Origin of the sequence: Streptomyces noursei (genome assembly GCF_001646665.1) — a bacterium.
Taxonomy (GTDB): Bacteria; Actinomycetota; Actinomycetes; order Streptomycetales; family Streptomycetaceae; genus Streptomyces; species Streptomyces lavendulocolor.
The window spans coordinates 511,442-529,654 of record NZ_LWBU01000279.1 but is presented as its reverse complement, the minus strand read 5'-3'; the positions used below and the strand labels follow the sequence as shown (position 1 = coordinate 529,654).

At 72.6% G+C, this 18,213-nt stretch carries 15 protein-coding genes; 7 read left to right on the top strand and 8 right to left on the bottom strand.

Features of this window, described 5'->3' with window-relative positions:
* Positions 1-714: a B3/B4 domain-containing protein gene (locus tag A4V12_RS20970; protein ID WP_064070863.1), complete on the bottom strand. Its 714-nt coding sequence runs from the start codon at positions 712-714 to the stop codon at positions 1-3.
* A gap of 137 nt (positions 715-851) precedes the next feature.
* On the bottom strand, positions 852-1,688 hold the full coding sequence (locus tag A4V12_RS20965) for an EamA family transporter (RefSeq protein WP_064070862.1): 837 nt from the start codon (positions 1,686-1,688) through the stop codon (positions 852-854).
* A 126-nt stretch (positions 1,689-1,814) separates the two neighbouring features.
* Between A4V12_RS20965 and A4V12_RS20960 the strand changes: the two genes are divergently transcribed.
* Positions 1,815-2,399 carry a helix-turn-helix domain-containing protein gene (locus tag A4V12_RS20960; protein ID WP_064070861.1) on the top strand — a complete coding sequence of 195 codons (585 nt, stop codon included), beginning with the start codon at positions 1,815-1,817 and terminating at the stop codon, positions 2,397-2,399.
* 175 nt (positions 2,400-2,574) lie between these two features.
* Positions 2,575-3,786, top strand: coding sequence for a serine hydrolase domain-containing protein (locus A4V12_RS20955; RefSeq protein WP_064070860.1), 1,212 nt, complete (start codon positions 2,575-2,577; stop codon positions 3,784-3,786).
* 99 nt (positions 3,787-3,885) lie between these two features.
* Here A4V12_RS20955 and A4V12_RS20950 read toward each other — a convergent pair whose 3' ends face one another.
* Positions 3,886-4,563, bottom strand: coding sequence for a hemerythrin domain-containing protein (locus A4V12_RS20950; RefSeq protein WP_064070859.1), 678 nt, complete (start codon positions 4,561-4,563; stop codon positions 3,886-3,888).
* A gap of 230 nt (positions 4,564-4,793) precedes the next feature.
* On the opposite strand from A4V12_RS20950, the gene A4V12_RS20945 reads away from it, so the two are divergent.
* The 4 genes from A4V12_RS20945 (at position 4,794) to A4V12_RS20930 (ending at position 8,546) form a co-directional block, all read left to right on the top strand.
* Positions 4,794-5,750 (top strand): Rieske 2Fe-2S domain-containing protein, encoded by a 957-nt coding sequence (locus tag A4V12_RS20945; RefSeq protein ID WP_079137199.1) that lies wholly within the window; start codon positions 4,794-4,796, stop codon positions 5,748-5,750.
* A gap of 238 nt (positions 5,751-5,988) precedes the next feature.
* Positions 5,989-6,363: a hypothetical protein gene (locus A4V12_RS20940; RefSeq protein WP_064070858.1), complete on the top strand. Its 375-nt coding sequence runs from the start codon at positions 5,989-5,991 to the stop codon at positions 6,361-6,363.
* Positions 6,364-6,553: 190 nt separating this feature from the next.
* Positions 6,554-6,901, top strand: a complete 348-nt coding sequence (locus A4V12_RS20935) for an ArsR/SmtB family transcription factor (protein ID WP_064070857.1) — start codon at positions 6,554-6,556, stop codon at positions 6,899-6,901.
* A gap of 229 nt (positions 6,902-7,130) precedes the next feature.
* Positions 7,131-8,546 carry an amidase gene (locus A4V12_RS20930; protein WP_064070856.1) on the top strand — a complete coding sequence of 472 codons (1,416 nt, stop codon included), beginning with the start codon at positions 7,131-7,133 and terminating at the stop codon, positions 8,544-8,546.
* Between the two features lie 14 nt (positions 8,547-8,560).
* Here the strand turns inward: A4V12_RS20930 and A4V12_RS20925 are convergent, their stop codons facing one another.
* Together A4V12_RS20925 and A4V12_RS20920 are read right to left on the bottom strand one after the other, a co-directional pair.
* Positions 8,561-12,865, bottom strand: coding sequence for an nSTAND1 domain-containing NTPase (locus tag A4V12_RS20925; RefSeq protein WP_064070855.1), 4,305 nt, complete (start codon positions 12,863-12,865; stop codon positions 8,561-8,563).
* Positions 12,866-12,899: 34 nt separating this feature from the next.
* Positions 12,900-13,271, bottom strand: a complete 372-nt coding sequence (locus A4V12_RS20920; RefSeq protein WP_064070987.1) for a CU044_2847 family protein — start codon at positions 13,269-13,271, stop codon at positions 12,900-12,902.
* A 260-nt stretch (positions 13,272-13,531) separates the two neighbouring features.
* Here A4V12_RS20920 and A4V12_RS20915 point away from each other — a divergent pair, with 260 nt between their 5' ends.
* Positions 13,532-14,551: a LacI family DNA-binding transcriptional regulator gene (locus A4V12_RS20915; protein WP_064070854.1), complete on the top strand. Its 1,020-nt coding sequence runs from the start codon at positions 13,532-13,534 to the stop codon at positions 14,549-14,551.
* A gap of 70 nt (positions 14,552-14,621) precedes the next feature.
* Here the strand turns inward: A4V12_RS20915 and A4V12_RS20910 are convergent, their stop codons facing one another.
* The 3 genes from A4V12_RS20910 to A4V12_RS20900 form a co-directional block, all read right to left on the bottom strand.
* On the bottom strand, positions 14,622-15,581 hold the full coding sequence (locus A4V12_RS20910; protein WP_079137196.1) for a carbohydrate ABC transporter permease: 960 nt from the start codon (positions 15,579-15,581) through the stop codon (positions 14,622-14,624).
* Positions 15,578-16,576, bottom strand: coding sequence for a carbohydrate ABC transporter permease (locus A4V12_RS20905; RefSeq protein WP_064070853.1), 999 nt, complete (start codon positions 16,574-16,576; stop codon positions 15,578-15,580). The genes A4V12_RS20910 and A4V12_RS20905 overlap by 4 nt, the downstream gene beginning before the upstream one ends.
* An 81-nt stretch (positions 16,577-16,657) precedes the next feature.
* Entirely contained in the window at positions 16,658-17,974 is a 1,317-nt protein-coding gene (locus A4V12_RS20900) for an ABC transporter substrate-binding protein (protein ID WP_064070852.1), read from the bottom strand.
* Positions 17,975-18,213 lie beyond the last annotated feature (239 nt).

Below are 18,213 nucleotides of genomic sequence, written 5' to 3'. Positions count from 1 at the left end.
TCAGGCGGTGGCGGTGGCCCGGGGGTGCCGCGCGTCGAGGAGGTGCACGGCGGTCCGGGCCGCGTGCGGGGCGAGCAGGGCGCGCAACTCCTCCGCCGCCGCGTCGAGGAGGTGTCCGTCGCGGTCGGCGTGGAGGGTTTCGAGGACGAAGACGACACGGGTGGAGTCCTCGGTCACGCGGGTGCGGTGCGCGTCCCGGTGGTTCCAGTGGCGGGTGAGGATCCCGGTGGTGTCGGCGTAGACGATCTCGCCCGGTGCGGGGTGCTCCACGGTGCCGGGTTCCCCGAGCGGGGTGAACGTCTCGTGCCCCTCGGCGTGGCGGATGTCGACGTCACCGGTGACGTGGTCGAGGTCGAAGGCGCCGGCGGGCAGGCCGTGCCGGACGGAGACGGCGTTGTAGGAGTCGACCGCCGGGCTGATGCGCGGGAGGGCGGCCTTCTTGGCGAGCCGGCGGCCCAGCGCGTCGACGCTGGGGCGGACGCGGCGCGGATTGGTGCCGAAGGACCGGTAGGCGGTGTGCCATGCCTCGATGCGGGGGTCGGTCTCGTCGGCGGGCCGCCAGGTGCCGTCGGCGAGCCCGCGTTCGAGCCGCTCGACGGCGTCGGCGGTGTGCGGCCACGGCTCCCGGCCGCGCAGGCCGGTGGCGGTGACCAGGGCGATGCGCGTACCGGGGAAGGCGTCCGCGACGGCGGAGGCGATGCGGAAGACGGTCATGGGGCTTCTCCGTTCGGGTGGGCGTACGGGGAGGTGGGCGAGGCGTCCCGGGCAGCGGCGCGGACCTTCGGGACCGGGACCGGCCCGTGACGGCGCCGCCGGGGTGCCGGCGGTCGCCGCGGCCGCCACGGTGGGGGTCAGGTGAGGGCGAGGAGGCCGACCGCGACGGCGGCCGTGCCCAGGCCGACGAGCTGACCGCGGTGGATGCGTTCCGCCAGCACACCGCGGGCGAGCAGGACCGTGCCGGCCGGGTAGAGGGCGGTGATGACCGCGACGACGGCGAGGTCGCCGCCGCGGGCGGCGAGCAGGAACAGCAGGTTCGCCACGGAGTCCAGCACGCCCGCCGCGGCCGACATCGCGTACGCGGGCCGTTCGGGGCCCAGCCGGCGGAACATCGCCACCGCGGCCGCGAGGGTGACGGCCGACGACACCGCCCGGCCCACGATCAGCGGCGCCACCCCGCTGTCGGTCGGTGCCTGGTGCAGGAACACCAGTTGCAGGGCGATCGCCGCGCCTGCGCCGAGGGCCAGCAGCAGGGCCGTACGGGAGGGGCGGGCCGATCCGGCGCCGTGGCCCGCGCTGACCAGCACCACCGCGACCAGCGCGAGGGGCAGGCCCAGCAGCCCGGCGGCGCCCAGGTGCTCGCCCTGGAGCAGGCCGACCCCGACCGGCAGCATGGCGGACACCAGCGCGGTGACGGGCGAGAGCACGTTCATCGGACCGATCGCCAGGGTGCGGTAGAGCAGGACGAACGCGGCGGCCGACGCGACCCCGGACGCGGCGCCCCAGACCAGCACCCCGGTGCCGAACGAGGCGCCGAGGAACGGCCACAGCAGGAGTTCGACGACGAGGGAGGCCGGAGCCGCGACGAGGACGGTCCGCAGGACGTGCGCCTTGCGGGCACCGAGTCCGCCGAGGAAGTCGGCGCACCCGTAGGCGAGGGAGCTGCCCAGGGCCAGCAGCAGAGCGATCACGGTACGTACATCCCTTACGATAGCTGTGGAACGACCGAACCGTACATTGAACCGACCGTGCGTTGTCAACCAAACGACCGGGCGGTGCAGTGGAATGGTCTGTCACGCGATGAGGAGAACGATCGAATGGCCGAGGCGGAGGAAGCCCTGCGGACCCTGGCGCACAACGTCAGGACGGCCCGCCGGCGCGCCGCGCTGTCCCTGGACGAACTCGGCCGCCGCGCCAAGGTCAGCAAAGGCGCCCTGGTCGGCCTGGAGAAGGCCCAGGGCAACCCCAACTTCGCCACCCTCGTCCGGCTTGCCGACACCCTCGGCGTCTCCGTCTCCGCCCTGCTGGAGGGCCCGGCCGAGGGCCGCGTACGGGTCGTGACCGCCGACGCCGTGATGCCGCTGTGGACGGGGGCGCGGGGCAGCGAGGCGCGGCTCATGCTCACCACGTCCGGCCCGGCCCCGGTCGAGGTCTGGCGCTGGCGGCTCGAACCGGGCGAGGAATACCCCAGCCACCCGCACCAGGCCGGGGTCGTCGAGACCGTCAGCGTCACCTCCGGCCGCATGACCCTGGTGGTCGACGGTGCCGAGCACCCCGTCGAGGCGGGTCAGACCGCCACGTTCGACGGCGACGCCCCCCACACCTACCGCGGCGACGGCACCGAACCCTGCCACCTGGTCATGACCGTCCACCTGCCGCCCGGCCCCGCGTCCACCGCCTGAACCGAGAGCCGGCCGCCCGGTCCGCACCGGCCGCCACGAACGCCGGGCGGCCGGCCGCCCCCATGGCGCCGAACGAGTGGACTTGCCGCACCGCCGGGCAGGCGGGACCCCGCGCCGCGGGACCGGGATGTTGATGTGGCCGTCCGCTTCCCCGTACCGGAAAAGGCGCCCCCACATGCGACGCATCCTCAACCGCCGGCCGCTCGCCGCAGCCCTGCTCGCGGCGTCCGTCCTCGCCCCCCTGGCGGCGACACCCCCCACCGCGGTGCACGCCGCTGCCGCCGACCGCCACGGTGACGACACGTGCCGCCACCACTGCGGCCTCGGACCCGAGCTGACCGCCCGCCTGGACAGGACGATCGAGAACGTCCGCAAGCAGGCCCGTATCCCGGGTGTCGTCGTCGGACTGTGGATGCCGGGCAAGGGGCAGTACGTCCGGGCGACGGGCGTCGCCGACACCCGCACCCGCGAACCGATGGCCGTCGACTCCTACGTCCGGATCGGCAGCGAGACCAAGACCTTCACCGTCACCGCGCTCCTCGAACTCGTCGACGACGGGCGGGTCCGGCTGGACGACCCCATCTCCCGGTACGTCGCCGGTGTCCCGAACGGACACCGGATCACCCTGCGGCAGCTCGCCGGCATGCGCAGCGGCCTGTTCCCGTACACCGCCGACCCCGACTTCATCCAGGAGCTGGAGAGCGACCCCGGGCGGCACTTCGGCCCGCACGAGGTGCTCGCGTACGGCTTCAAGCACCCGAACACCTTCGCGCCGGGCAAGGCGTTCCAGTACTCCAACACCAACCTCGTCCTGCTCGGCCTGGTGATCGAGAAGGTCAGCGGCCACCGGCTCGCCGACTTCATCCACCACCGGGTCCTGCGCCCGGCCCGCCTGCACCACACACTGTTCCCGCGGGACGGCGCCGAGTTCCCCGAGCCGCACCCCCGCGGCTACACCGACCAGACGCCGACCGGCGCCGTCGTGGACGCCACGGACTGGAACCCCAGCTGGGCCTGGGCGGCCGGCGCGATGATCTCGAACCTGCACGACCTGCGGCGCTGGGCGAAGATCCTCGCCACCGGCGAGCTGCTCGGCCCCGCGACCCAGGCCCAGCGGCTCAAGACGCTGCCGACCGGCTTCCCCGGCACCAGCTACGGCCTCGGGATCTTCGACGCCAACGGGTGGATCGGCCACAACGGATCGATCCCCGGGTACGAGACCGTGACCGTGTACCTGCCGTCGCGCAAGGCCACCATGGTCATCATGATCAACACCGACGCCCGCCGGCAGGGTCAGGAGCCGTCCACGCTCCTCGCCCGTGCGATCACCCAGGTCGTCACCCCGGGCAACGTCTACGACAGCAAGGCCGTCTCCCCGCGCGGGTGAGGAGCCACCTTCCGCCGGCCCCCGGCCTACGGACCACCCCTACCGGCGACCGGTGACCGGTGACCTCGACCACGTCCCGACGGCCGTCCGTCGTCGGGGTCAGCGCCCCCTTCGGAGACGGTTCGCGATCAACCAGCCGGCGCCGAGGCAGGCGGCCGTCACCGCGAGCGTCCTCCCGGCCGGCACCCTTGTGCCGGCCGGGAGGAGGTCCCTGATCCGGTCGACGGCGCTCAGCGGTACGCCCAGGACGGCGTTGGCCGGCGGCCTGCGGGGCACCACGGAGTGAGGGCGCGTCGGCGCGGTGCGGCGCACCGTCTCCCACGCCGAGCCCAGCCGGCGCAGCCGCGCCCTGTCGAGGCACTCCTGAAGCCGCGGCAGCAGCAGGTCCTCCTCGTCTCGGATGTCCTGCCGGATCAGGGCGAACGCCTCGGCGGTCAGCTCGTCGTGGCGGGGGTCGTCCGGGCCGATCGTCTCCAGCTCCGCGACCAGGTCGTTGATCCGCTGGTGCTCGCTCTCGACCCTCGTCGTCAGCTCCTCCCCGTCGCTCGCCAGACGGCGCAGGGCCGGCCACAGGACGGTCTCCTCGGCGAAGGCGTGGCTGAAGGTGAGCTGCAGGACGTCCCTGAGCGTCCGCCGGCGCTCCTCGGCCGGCCCGCGGCCCGACTCGTACAGGGTCATGAGACGGTCCAGTTCCGCGTGGTCCCGGCGCTGCCTGGCCAGGACGCTCGCGTCGCCGCCGAGCTGCTCGACGCTCTGTTCCGCGATCGACCGGTGCATGATCAGCCTCCTTGCTCGGTGCCCGAGCGGCGCCCGCGCCCGTGCGCCCGCCCCCGGCACTCCGCCGACTACCCCGCGGGCACGCCCCTAGGCGCGCCGCGACTCGCACCGCGACTCGCACGCGCACGGCGCACCCGTCCGCGCGCCGGGCACGGCCCCGTCCGTACACGGGCCACGGGCCCGCGCGACCCGGCCGGTTTCCGTGCGGCCCGGAGGGCTACCCGTGCGCCATGGACGCTTCCTTCACGAGTGGCCGCGCGGGAGCAACCGCGCGGCGGTTGCTGCCGTCGTCCGAGGGCCCCGGGCGTGTCCTTCGCGGTGTGGACCGGCTGGAGCGGTGGCAGGGCGCCGACCGGCTGATCGACGCCGTACGGACCGCGGTACGGGCGGTGCCCCTGGGGGCCGGCCGGGACGTGCTGCACGGGCGCTGGCTCGGCCACCCGGTGCACCCCCTGATGGTGCAGGTGCCGATCGGGACGTGGCTGTCGGCCGCGGTGCTGGACGCTCTGCCCGGCCACCGCAGGGGCGCTCGGGCGCTGATCGGTGTCGGCCTGCTCGCGGCGGGCCCGTCGGCGGTCGCCGGCTGGACGGACTGGGCCGAGCTGCCCAAGGAGCAGCAGCGTGTGGGGCTGGTGCACGCGGCCGGCAACATCACGGCCGTCGCCCTGTACGCCGCCTCCTTCGCCGCCAGGTCCCGCGGCCGCACCGCGCGGGGCAAGGCGCTGGGGCTGGCCGGCCTGACCGCGGTGGGCCTCGGCGGGGCGCTGGGCGGCCACCTCGCGTACCGCCAGGCGGCCGGCGCCAACCACGCCGAGCAGGTACCGCACCTGGTGGAACCCGGCTGGCACCCGGTGGGCGACCTCGCCGACCTCCCCGTGGGCCACGCGGTGCGGCGCCACGTGGGGGAGGTGGCGGTCATGGTGGTCCGGGAGCCGGGCGGCACCGTCCACGTCCTGGCCGACCGGTGCAGCCACATGGCCGGACCACTCTCGGAGGGCGAGATCGCCGACGGGTGCGTGCGCTGCCCCTGGCACGGCAGCGTGTTCCGGCTGGCCGACGGCTGGAACGTCAAGGGCCCCGCGACCGCGCCCCAGCCGTCCTTCGACACCCGGATCGTCGAGGGCCGCCTGGAGGCACGGCTCCGCCACCTCGGCGAGACCGCCGCGGAAGCCGCCGACGCCGCCTGACGGGCGCCACGGGGGAGTACCCGCACGTTCGGCGGCCTCGTGGCGGCGCGGGGCGCACAGCACCCGTACCCCGGCGCATGGGTCATTGCCCGATGCTAGGGCACGGAAGATCGAGTGCTGCCGGAGTTCTCGATATTCCCCCGACTCCCCGCGACCCGTGGGTAGCGTCTGCGGCCATCACCCGGCCCGGGTCCGAAGCCGGCCCGGGGGTCGTCGAGCACACAGGGAGTGGGAAACGATGTTGACTGTGGAAACGTCTCTGAAGGAGGCGATGACCTCGATCGAGGGGAGCCTGGGGGCCGCTCTGGTCGACTACACGAGCGGGATGGCGCTGGGGACGCTGGGCGGGAGCAAGGACCTCGACCTCGGAGTGGCGGCGGCCGGGAACACCGACGTGATCCGGGCGAAGGTGCGCACCATGGAGATGCTGGGCCTAAAGGACGACATCGAGGACGTGCTGATCACCCTCGCACGGCAGTACCACCTCATCCGGCTGCTCAAGGGCCGCGGGGGCAACGGCATGTTCCTGTACGTCGTCCTGGACTCGAGCAGGGCGAACCTGGCCATGGCGAGGCACCAGCTCAAACGCATCGAGGCGGAGCTGGAGCTGTAACCCTCTTCGCGTTTCGGGACCCTGCACGCCCATGAGTTGCAGAAGTTTTCAACTCAGCACATCAGAATGTGAGCAGGCGAGGGCCGGTCCGGGCCGGGAGACGGGAGGATGGCGGAGCTGGGCGCCGAGGTACCGGCAGGTCCGGCCGGCAGCCCTTGGAAGTGGTCGAATCGGGTGGGAGTGTTGTCGCATGCAGGTGCCGCTGTACCAGGCCAAGGCGGAGTTCTTCCGCATGCTCGGACACCCGGTCCGGATCCGCGTTCTTGAACTGCTGCAGAACGGTCCCGTGCCCGTACGCGAACTGCTGAACGAGATCGAGATCGAACCGTCCAACCTCTCCCAGCAGCTTGCGGTCCTCCGGCGGTCGGGCATCGTGGTCTCCATCCGCGACGGTTCCACCGTCAGCTACGCCCTGGCCGGCGGCGACGTGGCGGAGCTCCTGCGTGCAGCTCGGCGCATTCTCACCGAGCTGCTGGCCGGGCAGAGCGAACTGCTCGCGGAACTCCGTCACACCGATACCGCCGCGCCGACGAGTTAGCCCGGGGGCCCCGACGCGCCGGGAGCACGGTGGGCGCGTACGGCCGCCGTACCGGATGGTGACTCAGGATGGACGGAACAGGGCCCGCAGTGTCGTGGCCGGGCACCTGCCCGGACGCAGCCGCTGCGGGCCCGATCTCGATCTCGAACACCCTCCGCGGGCCCTCGCCTGTTACTCGTCGGTACGCCATGATGGCGAGACCATCCACACGGCCGGGGCTGAGGTAGCGGTGACGACTTTCGAGGAACGGACCAGAGTGCACGTCTTCCGGGACGACGCCCTGGGGGAGCACGACGCCGTCGGTCTGGCCGAGGCACTCCGGCGGGGCGAGGTCTCCGCCGCCGAGGCCGCCCGGGACGCGGCCCGGCGCGTGCGGGAGGCCGAGGCGCGCCTCAACGCGGTCCAGGTCCACCTGGACGCCCCGGAGCCGTCCGTCACCGGGGCGGGCGGTGCCTTCGCCGGGGTGCCGACCTTCGTCAAGGACAACATCGACTACCTGGGCCTGCCCACGGGCCACGGCAGCGCGGCCTTCACCCCGAGGGCCGCGCGGCGGCACGCCCCGTTCGCCCGGCAGTTCCTGAGCAGCGGCGTCACCGTACTGGGCAAAACGCGGCTGCCCGAGTTCGGGTTCAGCCCGACCACCGAGTACGAAGGGGCCGAACCGGTCCGCAACCCGTGGGACACGGACCGCTCGGCGGGCGGTTCGTCCGGCGGCAGCGCGGCGCTCGTCGCGGCGGGAGCCGTGCCGATCGCGCACGCCAACGACGGCGGCGGGTCGATCCGCATCCCCGCCGCGTGCTGCGGGCTCGTCGGCCTGAAGCCGACCCGCGGCCGGGTCCTCGCCAATGCCCAGAGCCGCCGGCTCCCCATCGACATCGTCTCCGACGGCGTGGTGAGCCGTTCCGTACGGGACACGGCCGCCTTCCTCGCCGCCGCCGAGACGTACTGGCGCAACCCGAAGCTGCCGCCCCTGGGCCTGGTCGAAGGCCCCGGGCGGCCGCTGCGCGTCGGGTTCCTGGTGGACTCGCCGAACGGCGTCCGCGCCGACGCCGCGACCCGGGCGGCCGTCACGGAGACGGCGGCGACGCTCGAACGGCTCGGCCACACCGTGCAACCGGTGGAGCTGGCCATCGACCCCCGCTTCACCGCCGACTTCCTCACCTACTGGGGCCTGCTGTCGTTCCTCATCGGCGCCACGGGCCGCACCCTGGGCGCGGACTTCGACCGGCGCCGCATGGACGGCCTCAGCCGGGGGCTGCGCGAGACCTATCTGCGCGACTGGCAGGGCACCCCGGGCGTGCTGCGCAGACTGAGGCGTACGAGCCGGGCGTACGCCGCCGCGTTCCGCGGCCTCGACCTGATCCTGTCACCCGTACTGGCCCACACCACGCCGCCGATCGGCCACCTCAGCCCGCTCGTTCCCTACCCGGAGCTGATCGAGCGGATCATCGCGTACGTCGCGTACACCCCGCTCAACAACGTCGTCGGGACGCCGTCGATCTCGGTGCCCGCCGCACGCACGACGGAGGACGGACTGCCCATCGGCGTCATGTTCTCCGGGCGCCCGGGCAGCGAACGGACCCTTCTGGAGGTCGCGTTCGCCCTGGAGGCCGACCGGCCGTTCCGCCGCGTCCAGGACGTCTGACCGGTCGGCGGGGGTCAGGCAGGACAGATGCGGGGCGGCAACCCCTGGTACACGCCCCGGCGTTCGTCCTCGCCGAGGTCGCGGCCCATCACCTCGCAGACGTGCTTCTTCCACAGCGCGGGGTCGAGGCGGAGCATGTCCACCTCTCCGCCGCGCTGCAATCGCAGCAGCGTCCTGCCGTCCTTGGCGGTGGAGAGGAAGTGCTGTTCCTCGGCGAAGTCGTACGACTCGCTGCGCCGCAGGTCCGTCAGCCGCAGGAACCGCACGGACGTACCGGCGGCCAGGAAGAAGTCGGAGCTGTCCGCCACGAAGCCGGCCTGGTACTGGCCGGACTTCAGTGGTCCGACCGGCCCGACGAGGCGTTCCGGCTCGCCCTTCCCGGGCGGGGGCACCGACCACAGCTCCAGCATGTCGCCCTTCGTCTTGGCCGCCGCGTACCGCCCGCTCGCGTCGGGCACGGCGTTGACGATGTCCGAGCCGAGTGTCAGACGCAGCTCCCGGTTCTCCCGGCCCGTCCGCAGGGCGACGGCGTAGAGGGTCGGGTCCCCGTCGACCAGGATGCGGACGTGGCCCGGTTCGGGGTGCCCGCCCAGGAAGAACCGGGTGGACTTCTTTCTGTTGAGTCCGAGGCCGGCCACGTCGAACGGTTTGGACAGACGTTTTCCGGTGCGGGCGTTCCAGTGCTCGATGCGCGTGCCGGAGACCGTCACCAGCTCGTTCTCGGCGGGGAACATGTACTCCACCGGCTCCTTGGGCTTCCCCGAGCCGTCGAGGGGCGGCATGGCGGTGGTGATCTCCGAGACGAGACGCAGGGACGGGACCTCGCGGACGGCGACCCGGTCGCGGCCGACGAGGTCGGCGACGAGCGTCTCGGCACGGTTGACGAACAGGTCCCGGGTCTCCTCCGGAGCGGTCGCCATGTCCCTCTTCACGGACGCGAGGATTTTCAGCTCCCCGGTCCGTTCGTCCCCCAGGCCCTCGCTCGTGTCGATGACCGCCAGCCGCTCGCCGTCCTCGCCGAGGTGGACCAGCGCGCGGGTGCCGCGGGCGAGCAGCACCGGATGACTGTCGACGTTGCTGAGGGGTCCGAGAGCCAGCGGGTAGCCGGTCACCGCGGTCTCGTCCCAGATGACCATGGTCGGTGCCCCGGGGTCCCCGACGAGGGGCAGGTCGGACAGGAGCGTGGTCCTGGGCCCGATGAAGGGCTTCACCTTGTGTCCGGGGCGCCTGTCGACCATGTGCCACTCGCCCAATCCGCGCACCGCGTACTGCTCACCCGTCGCGCTGATCGCTATCGTGTGGCACCCCGTCTCCACGTCGTGGCGGTGCAGTTCGCGGCCGTCCGCCACGCGGATGAGACGGTACCCGGCGCTGCTCACGGTCGCTCCACGCCGGCACACGGCGAGGGTTGTCCCGTCGGCGGACATGCCCAGCTGCGCGACACGGGAATCCGTGTACACCCCGTCCGCCAGCGCACGCGTCCGGCCCGTGCGGGTGTCGATGGCGTCCATCGAGGACAGCTGGAGCGTTTTTCCGGCGCGCTGGGCCACGACCGTATGCACGTCAGGGCCGTACCACACCCTCTCGATACCAGGCCCGGCCACGGGCACTTCCCGCCGTTCCCGCTTCACCAGGTCCCACACCCACAACTGCCGGTCGGCCTTCCCTCCGGGCTTCTCGGCCACGTGGACCGCGGCCACCCGGGTGCCGTCCGGGGAGATGGCGGCGAGGCCGACCGAGTCGGAGAACATGCTGTCGGGCCCCTCCAGGGCCGGCCCCCGGATCGTGTCCGCCCTGCCCAGCACGGCCTCGTCGTCCTTCGCCCCGGGATCCACGTCGCGCCAGGTGACCTGTCCGTCCGCGACGTACGCGATGCGCCGGCCGTTCGCGCTGACCATGGGGGCACCGGCCTTCGCCGGGAGCCGCAGGGGCAGGCGCCGCACCTCGCCCCCGTCGCGGAGGAACAACGTCGCCCGGCCCTCCTCGGACGTCACCAGCGTCACGGAGCCGTCCGCGCTCATGGCCAGCGCGTCGATCTCCCCCTCGGTGCCGGTCAGCACCCACCCCGCGTCCTTGAACCGGTCGTAGCTGCGCAGCAGGGCGCTGCGGGCCTCCTGGGTGGGCGCGACGTCGTACGCCGCCACCGCGGCCAGCGCCGCCTGCCCCGGATCCTTGGCCGCCATCTCCTCGGAGAGGCTGGCCAGCGCCCGTGACCGCGACTCCGCCTCCCGCTGCCGGTTGACGTCCGCCTGCTGGATGAGGAAGGTGCCGAGCCCCACGATGAGCGCGAACACCCCGGCCACCGCCGTCCATGCGGCCCGCAGCCGTGCCCGGCGGGTACGGTGCCGGCGGCGCGCGAGGGCGAGGAAGCTCCGCTCCTCCCCGGTCAGCTCCTCCTCCCGGCCGGCCGACCACCGCTCCGCCGCCGCGAGTTGCGACCGGCCGGGCAGCAGGTCGGGGGACCGGCCCGCGCGTTCCCACCGCTCACGGTCGTGCGCCAGCTCCGCCCGGCCGGCCAGGAACGCGCCGTCGGCCTTCACCTGCCGCCGGAGCGCCGGCCACGCGGTGATGAGCGCCTCGTGGGCCAGCTCGGCGGTCTCGGGCTCCGTCTCGCCGCCGTGCAGCACGAGCAGCCGCCGGTCGGCGAACGACCGGGCGATCCGCCACCGGGTCTCGCCCGCCTCGGCCCGGGTGAGCCGGCGGCGCAACGGGCTCTCGCTCCCGGGCAGCACGCGGACGAGACCGGTGAGGAGCCGCAGCGCCTCGTCCTCCACGTCCTGCCGGTCGCCGACGCACTCCCGCCAGGCGCGTTCCGCGTGGAGTTCGAGGGCTCCGGTGACGCCCTCCATCTCCTCGTACGCCGCCGCCCGCAGCCGCCCGCCGGCCCGCTGCTCCCACAGCTGTTCGAGGACGAAGCCGAGGAGGGGCAGGACTCCCGGATCGCCACCCGCGTCGTCGAGGATGCGCCGGTCGAGACCGGGGTCGTACGCCACGGCCGGGATCCGCTTCAGCGGTTCGACGACCACCTCGGTCAGCTGCTCGCGGGTCATGGGCGTCAGCGGCAGCGGACTGCCGCCCAGCAGCGCGGGGCCGAGCCGGGGGTGCCGGAGCACGGTGTCGACGAAGTCGGCCCGGAGCGTGGCCAGTACCCGCGCACCGGCCGGCGGGCGCTCGGGGAAGAGCAGGTCGACGGCCTGCGCGACCTCGGCCTCCGTACGGTCCAGGAGGGCCTCGGCCTGGTCGAGGACGACGAGGAGCCTGCCGGAGGCCGTTCCGCGGACGCGGTGGAAGGTGTCCGCGAGGCCCTTGGCCGCGAGCCACTTCTCGATGGTGTCGGCGTCAGTCGCCCGCGGCGGCGATCCGTACCGCCCGGTGCGGACGGCCTCGTACAGCTCGGTGGCGAGGGCGGTACGCGGGGAGGCGACCCGCCCGGCGTCGATCACCAGCACCTCGTACCCCGCCTGCCGCATCCGTGGCACCACGCCGGCCAGGGCGAGGGACGACTTGCCCGAGCCGGACGGGCCGTAGAGCGTGACGGCCGGCCGGTCGCCGTGCAGGGCCCGGACGACGTCCTCGATGTCGCCGTCCCGGCCGAAGAAGACGTCCGCGTCACCCTCCTGGAAGGTGGCGAGGCCCCGGAAGGGGGTGGGGGGCAGGACGACGTCGGCCAGCTGGGGAAGCTCCGCGATCAGGGTGCCGGTGCGCAGGACGAAGGCCTGCCGGCCCTCCCGTTCGGACTGGGCGGCCACGACGAGGCCGACGGCCGCTTCGAGGTCGTTGTCCCAGACGGGGCTCCCGCTGAAGCCCCGCACGATGTGCGCGGTCTGCCCGTCGGCGCGGGACAGCTGGACCCAGCCCTCGCTCGTGGACCCGCTCAGCTTCCCCCGGAACCAGATCTCGCCCGGCTCGCCGCCCGTGAAGCCCACCGCCCGCGCGCCGTGCTCCCAGACGCTCCCGGGGTCGGCCATGGGCAGCGGGCGGACGCCCGGCACGGCCTCCCGCAGCCGCAGCACCGCCAGGTCACCGGTGCGGTCGGCCCGGGTGGGGATCCAGTGCTCGACCAGCCCGGTGCGGCGCGGGAGCCCGGGGCGGCCCGCCGGCCGCCCGGCCAGCGGGAACTCGATCGTGACCTCGGTCCCCCCGGGCACCGGTTCGTGCCGCGGCAGGCCCAGCGCGTCGGACACCACGTGCGCGCAGGTCAGCACCAGATCGGGCGCGACCAGGGCGCCGGCGCCGGCAGCCTCGCCGTCCATGTCCGTGATCCGGGCCACCGTCGCGGCCAGGATCTCGTCCGCACTGCGCTGTTCCGCCCCCGTCACCGGCGACCTCCGGGTTCATGAGGGGCCCGTCCGGTCACGCCCCCTGCGGAGTATCGCCAGTCGCGTCCCGCGCGTCACTCCTGTTCCAAGTCAATGTGACGGTGAAATTCGCCGAAGTCGCGGTGGTGGCGATGACGACGTCCGCCTGGGCGGACAGGGACACCCCGAACTCCAGGGTCAGCTCGTCCGGCGCGTTCGCCATGCCGCTGAACCGGTCGACGAAGCTCTCGGCGACCGGCCGCACGGTGTCCAGCATCTGCCCGAAGGTCCGCTCGGCCCGTGCGACGGCACGCCCCCCGCGGCCCACCCGGACCAGGTCCTCCTCCCGCTCCCGTATCTGCACGCGGATCGTTTCGTCGCTGCCGTCGCCCAGGGGCACTTCGACGTGGACAAGGCGTTCACTCATGGCAACCTCCAGCAGCCGGGAGCTGGCGATCATAACGAAGTCACCCGCCCTTCCGGGAACGGCAGTTGAGGACGGCGCGCACGGCCGCCGAACCGCGGGGAACACCCGCCTCCCGCCGCGCGCGACCGCCGTCCGCCCGCGGCGCGTCCCGGGCGGGCCCGGGTCCCGGGCACGGCCCCCGCGCGGACGGCAGCCCGCCCGGGGGCGGCCGGTAGAGTCGGTGCGGTACGAAGAACCAGCTCAGGCCCAGGGGGTGGCGTGTGAAGCGTCCGACGATGGCGGACATCGCGCGCCGCGCGGGCGTCTCCAAGGTCGCCGTGTCCTACGCCCTGAACGGCCGGCCCGGCGTGTCCGAGGAGACCAGGGCGACCGTCAAGGCCATCGCCGAGGAGCTCGGCTGGCGGCCCAACAACGCCGCCAGGGTCCTCGGCGGGGCGCGCGCCCGGGCGTTCGGCCTGGTCGTGCGCAGGCCCGCGCGGACCCTCGGTGTCGAGCCGTTCTTCATGGAGTTCGTCAGCGGCATCGAGGGCGTGCTGTCCGCCCGGTCGTACGCGCTGATGCTCCAGATGGTCGAGACCCATGAGCAGGAGAGCGCGGTCCACCGGCGCTGGTGGGGCGAGGGCCGGGTGGACGGCGTGTTCCTGGTGGACCTGCACTCCGCGGACACGCGCGTACCGGCCGTCGAGGAGATGGGCCTGCCGGCGGTGGTCGTGGGACCGCCGGAGACGTCCGGGTCCCTGCCCTCGGTGTGGTCCGACGACGGCGAGAGCGTGCGCGAGATCGTGCGCTACCTGGTCACCCTCGGCCACCGGCGCATCGCCCGGGTGGCCGGCCCCGCCGAGCTGGCCCACACCGCCGAGCGCGACGCGGTCATGCTCGACGTGTGCCGGGAGGCGGACCTGCCCCGGCCGGCCGTCGTCCACACCGACTACACCGGTGACGAGGGGGCACGGGCGGCGCGCCGCCTCCTGATCGGACCGGACCGCCCCACCGCCATGGTCTTCGACAACGACATCATGGCGGTGGCGGCCCTGTCGGTGGCCCAGGAGCTGCGCCTCGACGTCCCGGGCGACCTGTCCATCGTGGCCTGGGACGAGTCGCCCCTCACCCAGGTCGTCCGCCCCGCGCTGTCCGCCGTGTCCCGCGACATCCCCGCCTACGGGGCGCACGCGGCGGAGGCGCTGCTCGCCCTCGTGGCGGGGGAGCACGTCGCCGACGTGCGCGAGGGGTACGCCCGGCTCGTGCCCCGGGGGAGCACGTCCCCGCCCCGCACCGGCTGAGGCCCCGCCCCGCACCGGCTGAGACCGCGCGCGGCACCGCAGCACCGGCTCAACCGGCCGGTTCCGGGCCCTACTTGGTGGCGCCCTGCGCGAACCCGTTGTAGATCCACCGCTGGAGGAGCAGGAACACCACCAGGGTGGGGATGATCACGAGGATGGCGCCCGCCGAGATCGCCTCCCAGTGCGCCCCGAAGGGACCCTTGAAGCGGAACAGCGCGGTGGAGATGGTGCCCAGGTCCTCCGAGTGCAGGTAGAGGAATGGGATGTAGAAGTCGTTGTAGGTGGTGATCCCCTTGATGATCACGACGGTGGCGACGGCGGGCTTGAGCAGCGGGAAAATGATCTTCCGGTAGATGGTGAGGGAGTTGGCGCCGTCCAGCCGGGCCGCCTCGTCCAGGGAGACCGGGATGCCCCGGATGAACTGCAGGAAGATGTAGACGGAGACGATGTCCGTCCCCATGTAGAGCAGGATCGGTGCCCAGCGGGTGTCGACCAGCTCGAAGCCGTTGACGATCTGGAACGTCGCCACCTGCGTGGTCACGCTCGGTACGAGCGTCGCGACCAGGAACAGGGCCATCACGAGCTTCTTGGCGCGGAACTCGAACCGGTCGATCGCGTACGCCGTCATCGAGCCGATGACCACGGTGCCGCCGATCGAGAAGAACAGGATGAACGCGGTGTTGCCGAAGGCGGCCGGCATATGGCCGTCCGTGAAGGCGGTGACGTAGTTGTCCAGGTTCAGCCAGTCGCCGGGCAGGGTGAGCGCGTTGCCGTCGGCGACCTCCTCGGACGTCTTGAGGGAGGTGAGGAGGACGACGGCCAGCGGCAGCAGCACCACCGCGGTGGCGGCCAGCAGCGAGACGTAGGTCAGCGCGGTGCCGACGGGGAAGCGGCGCCGGCCGGCCGGGGCGGGTGCTCGGACCGGGGCCGGGGCGGTGGGGCCCGCCGGGGAGCCGGCGGAGGCACCGGGCGGGGAACCGGCCGGGGAGCCTGCGGGGACGGCCTGGGCGGCGGTCGGGTCCGGGGTCATACGAGGTCCACCTTGTCGTCGGGCACGAGGCGGCGCTGGATCCAGGTGATCAGGAGGATGATCGCCAGCAGCACCACGGCGGCGGCCGAGGCCAGGCCGGTCTTGTTGAACTGGAAGGCGAGCTTGACCGTCTGGATGACGAAGGTCGAGGTGCCGGTCGCGCCGCCGGTCATGATGTAGGGGATCTCGAACACCGACAGGGAGCCGGAGATCGCCAGGATGATGCTCAGGCTGAGCACGGGTCTGATGCTCGGGGCGATGATGTGCCGGAACTGCTGCCACTTCCCCGCGCCGTCGAGCTCGGCCGCCTCGTACAGCTCACCGGGGATGGACTGGATCGCGCCGAGGAACAGCACGAAGTTCAGCCCGGTGAAGCGCCATACCGAGACACCCGCCAGCGACACGTTGGCCGACGTCGGATCGCCGAGCCAGGCGTGATCCGTCCCCACCCCGAGCCGGGCGAGCACGGAGTCGAGCGTGCCGCCGTCCTGGAAGAAGTAGAGGAAGACGAAGCCGATCGCGACACCGTTGATCAGATAGGGGAAGAACAGGATGCCCTTGAAGAAGTTGCGGAAGCGCAGGTCGAAGCTGAGCACCGTCGCGAAGTAGAGGGCGACGGCTATCTGGAGGACGGAAGCGGCCAGGTAGTAGCCGCTGACGAAGAAGACCCGGAAGAGTTCGGGCCGGGTGAAGATCTGTACGTAGTTGTCGACGCCCGTGGCGTTCCGGTCGGGGCTCACACCGTCCCAGTCGGTGAAGCTGTACGAGACCATGCTCGCCACCGGGACGTAGGTGAACGTGATCAGAAGGGCCAGCGGCGCCGCCAGGAACAGCCAGGGCGTCATCCGCTGGAGGGGGGAGTGGCGCCAGGAGCGCCCCCGGGGCGTCCGGCCCTCCGGGTGCCGCGCGCCGCGCCCGGTCCGGCGGGCCTTGCCGGGCGGACGCTGCGGGCCCGCCACGGTGGCCCGGGAAGCGGTGTAGGTCGTCTCGGTCATGTCGGCCTTTCGTGTCCGCGGAAGCGGGAGGACGTGGGGCCCCGGCCGGTCGTGCGCCGCCGGGGCCCGTGGCCCGCCGGGTCAGGAGCCGGCGGTCTTCGCTGCCTCGTCCCACCTCTTGTCGAGGTCGGCGAAGTAGTCCTGGAGACTGCCCTTCTGGGCCCCGCGCGCGATGTCGATCAGCTTCTGCCGGTAATCGGGCTTGTTGAGGCCCAGTTCGGCGGCGTTGTCGATCGCGTTCACCGGCCCCGTCTGCGCCTCCGACCGCTCCACGAAGGTGACATCGTTGTCAACGAAGTCCTTGAGGGTGGCCGGCATGGGAGCCGCCTTCAGCGTCGGCACCGCGCCCTCCTTGTCCGAGTAGCCGGACTTCCCGGTGAACCAGTCGATCCAGGCGCGGGCCGCCGGCTTGTTCCCGGAGTGGATGCTGACGGCCTGCTGGTAGTCCGAGACGAGCGTGGCGCAGAACTTCCCGTCCTTCTGGGCGGGGAAGGGCAGGAACCCGATGTCGTCCGGGGAGCCGCCGGCGTCCTTCGCCGCCCCCTGCATCTGGGTGATCGCCCAGGAGCCCAGCATCATCGCGCCGACGTCGCCCTTGGCGAGCAGCCCCTTCGAGGTCTCCCAGTTGGTGGTGGTCGGGTCCTTCTCCGACAGCCCCCGCTTCACGATGTCGTGCAGCAGCGTGTCGACGGTGCGGAGTTCGCCGCCCTCCTTCCACGGCGAGACCGGGCCCGACAGCTTGTCGGTGGCCTTCGCGTCGCAGGTCACCGACCCGACGTTGGAGGTCCACTGGACCAGCGGCCAGCCGTCCTTGAAGTTCGTGTAGTAGGGGACGGCGCCCGTCCTGTCCTTGACCTTCTCCAGTGCCGCGGTGAACTCCGCGGGCGTCCTCGGCCACTGGGTGACACCGGCCCTCTTCCACAACGCCTTGTTGTGGACGAAGCCGTTGGCCGTGCCGAACTGGGCTATGCCGTAGACCTTGCCGGCCACCTCGGTCTTGTCGCTGAAGCGGTACAGGCGCGACAGCTCCTCCTTCGGCCCGAGGGGGGCGAAGAACTTCGGGTAGTCGTTCTTGGCGACCACCGCGGGGATCATCAGCACGTCCCCGTACGCCTTGGTGTTCATCCGGATCTTGACCTCCCCCTCGTAGTCGGTGATGCCCTCGAAGGACACCTTCACCTTGGGGTGGGTCTTGTTGAACTCCTCGGCGTACCGCTTCATCGTGCCGTTCTGCACCAGGTCCGTGCGGTGGGTCAGGACCTTGATCTCGCCCGATACGGCACCCGGGTCCGCGGGGGCGGCCGCCGCCCCGCCGGCGGCGCCGCCTCCGCTGCAACCCGCCACGGTCAGCGTCGTGACGGCGAGAAGCACGCCGGTGAGCGTCCTGGTCTTCCCCATGTGCCCAACTCCTTCAGGGTTACGGCTCAGGTCTACGGGTGGGATGTCGGCACTATGTCAGCCGGAGATGAACCGGTAAAGTGCCGGTTTCCGGCGCGATGCCCAATCGTTACCGACGCCCCTTCCCAACCTGTCATATCCACCCCTGGTGCGGCTGTTGTGTGCACAGGTGGCTACTGAACCGAGCTTTACCGGTTCATGGACACGGAGGGGTGATCCGGTTAGGTTGACCCGCGTCG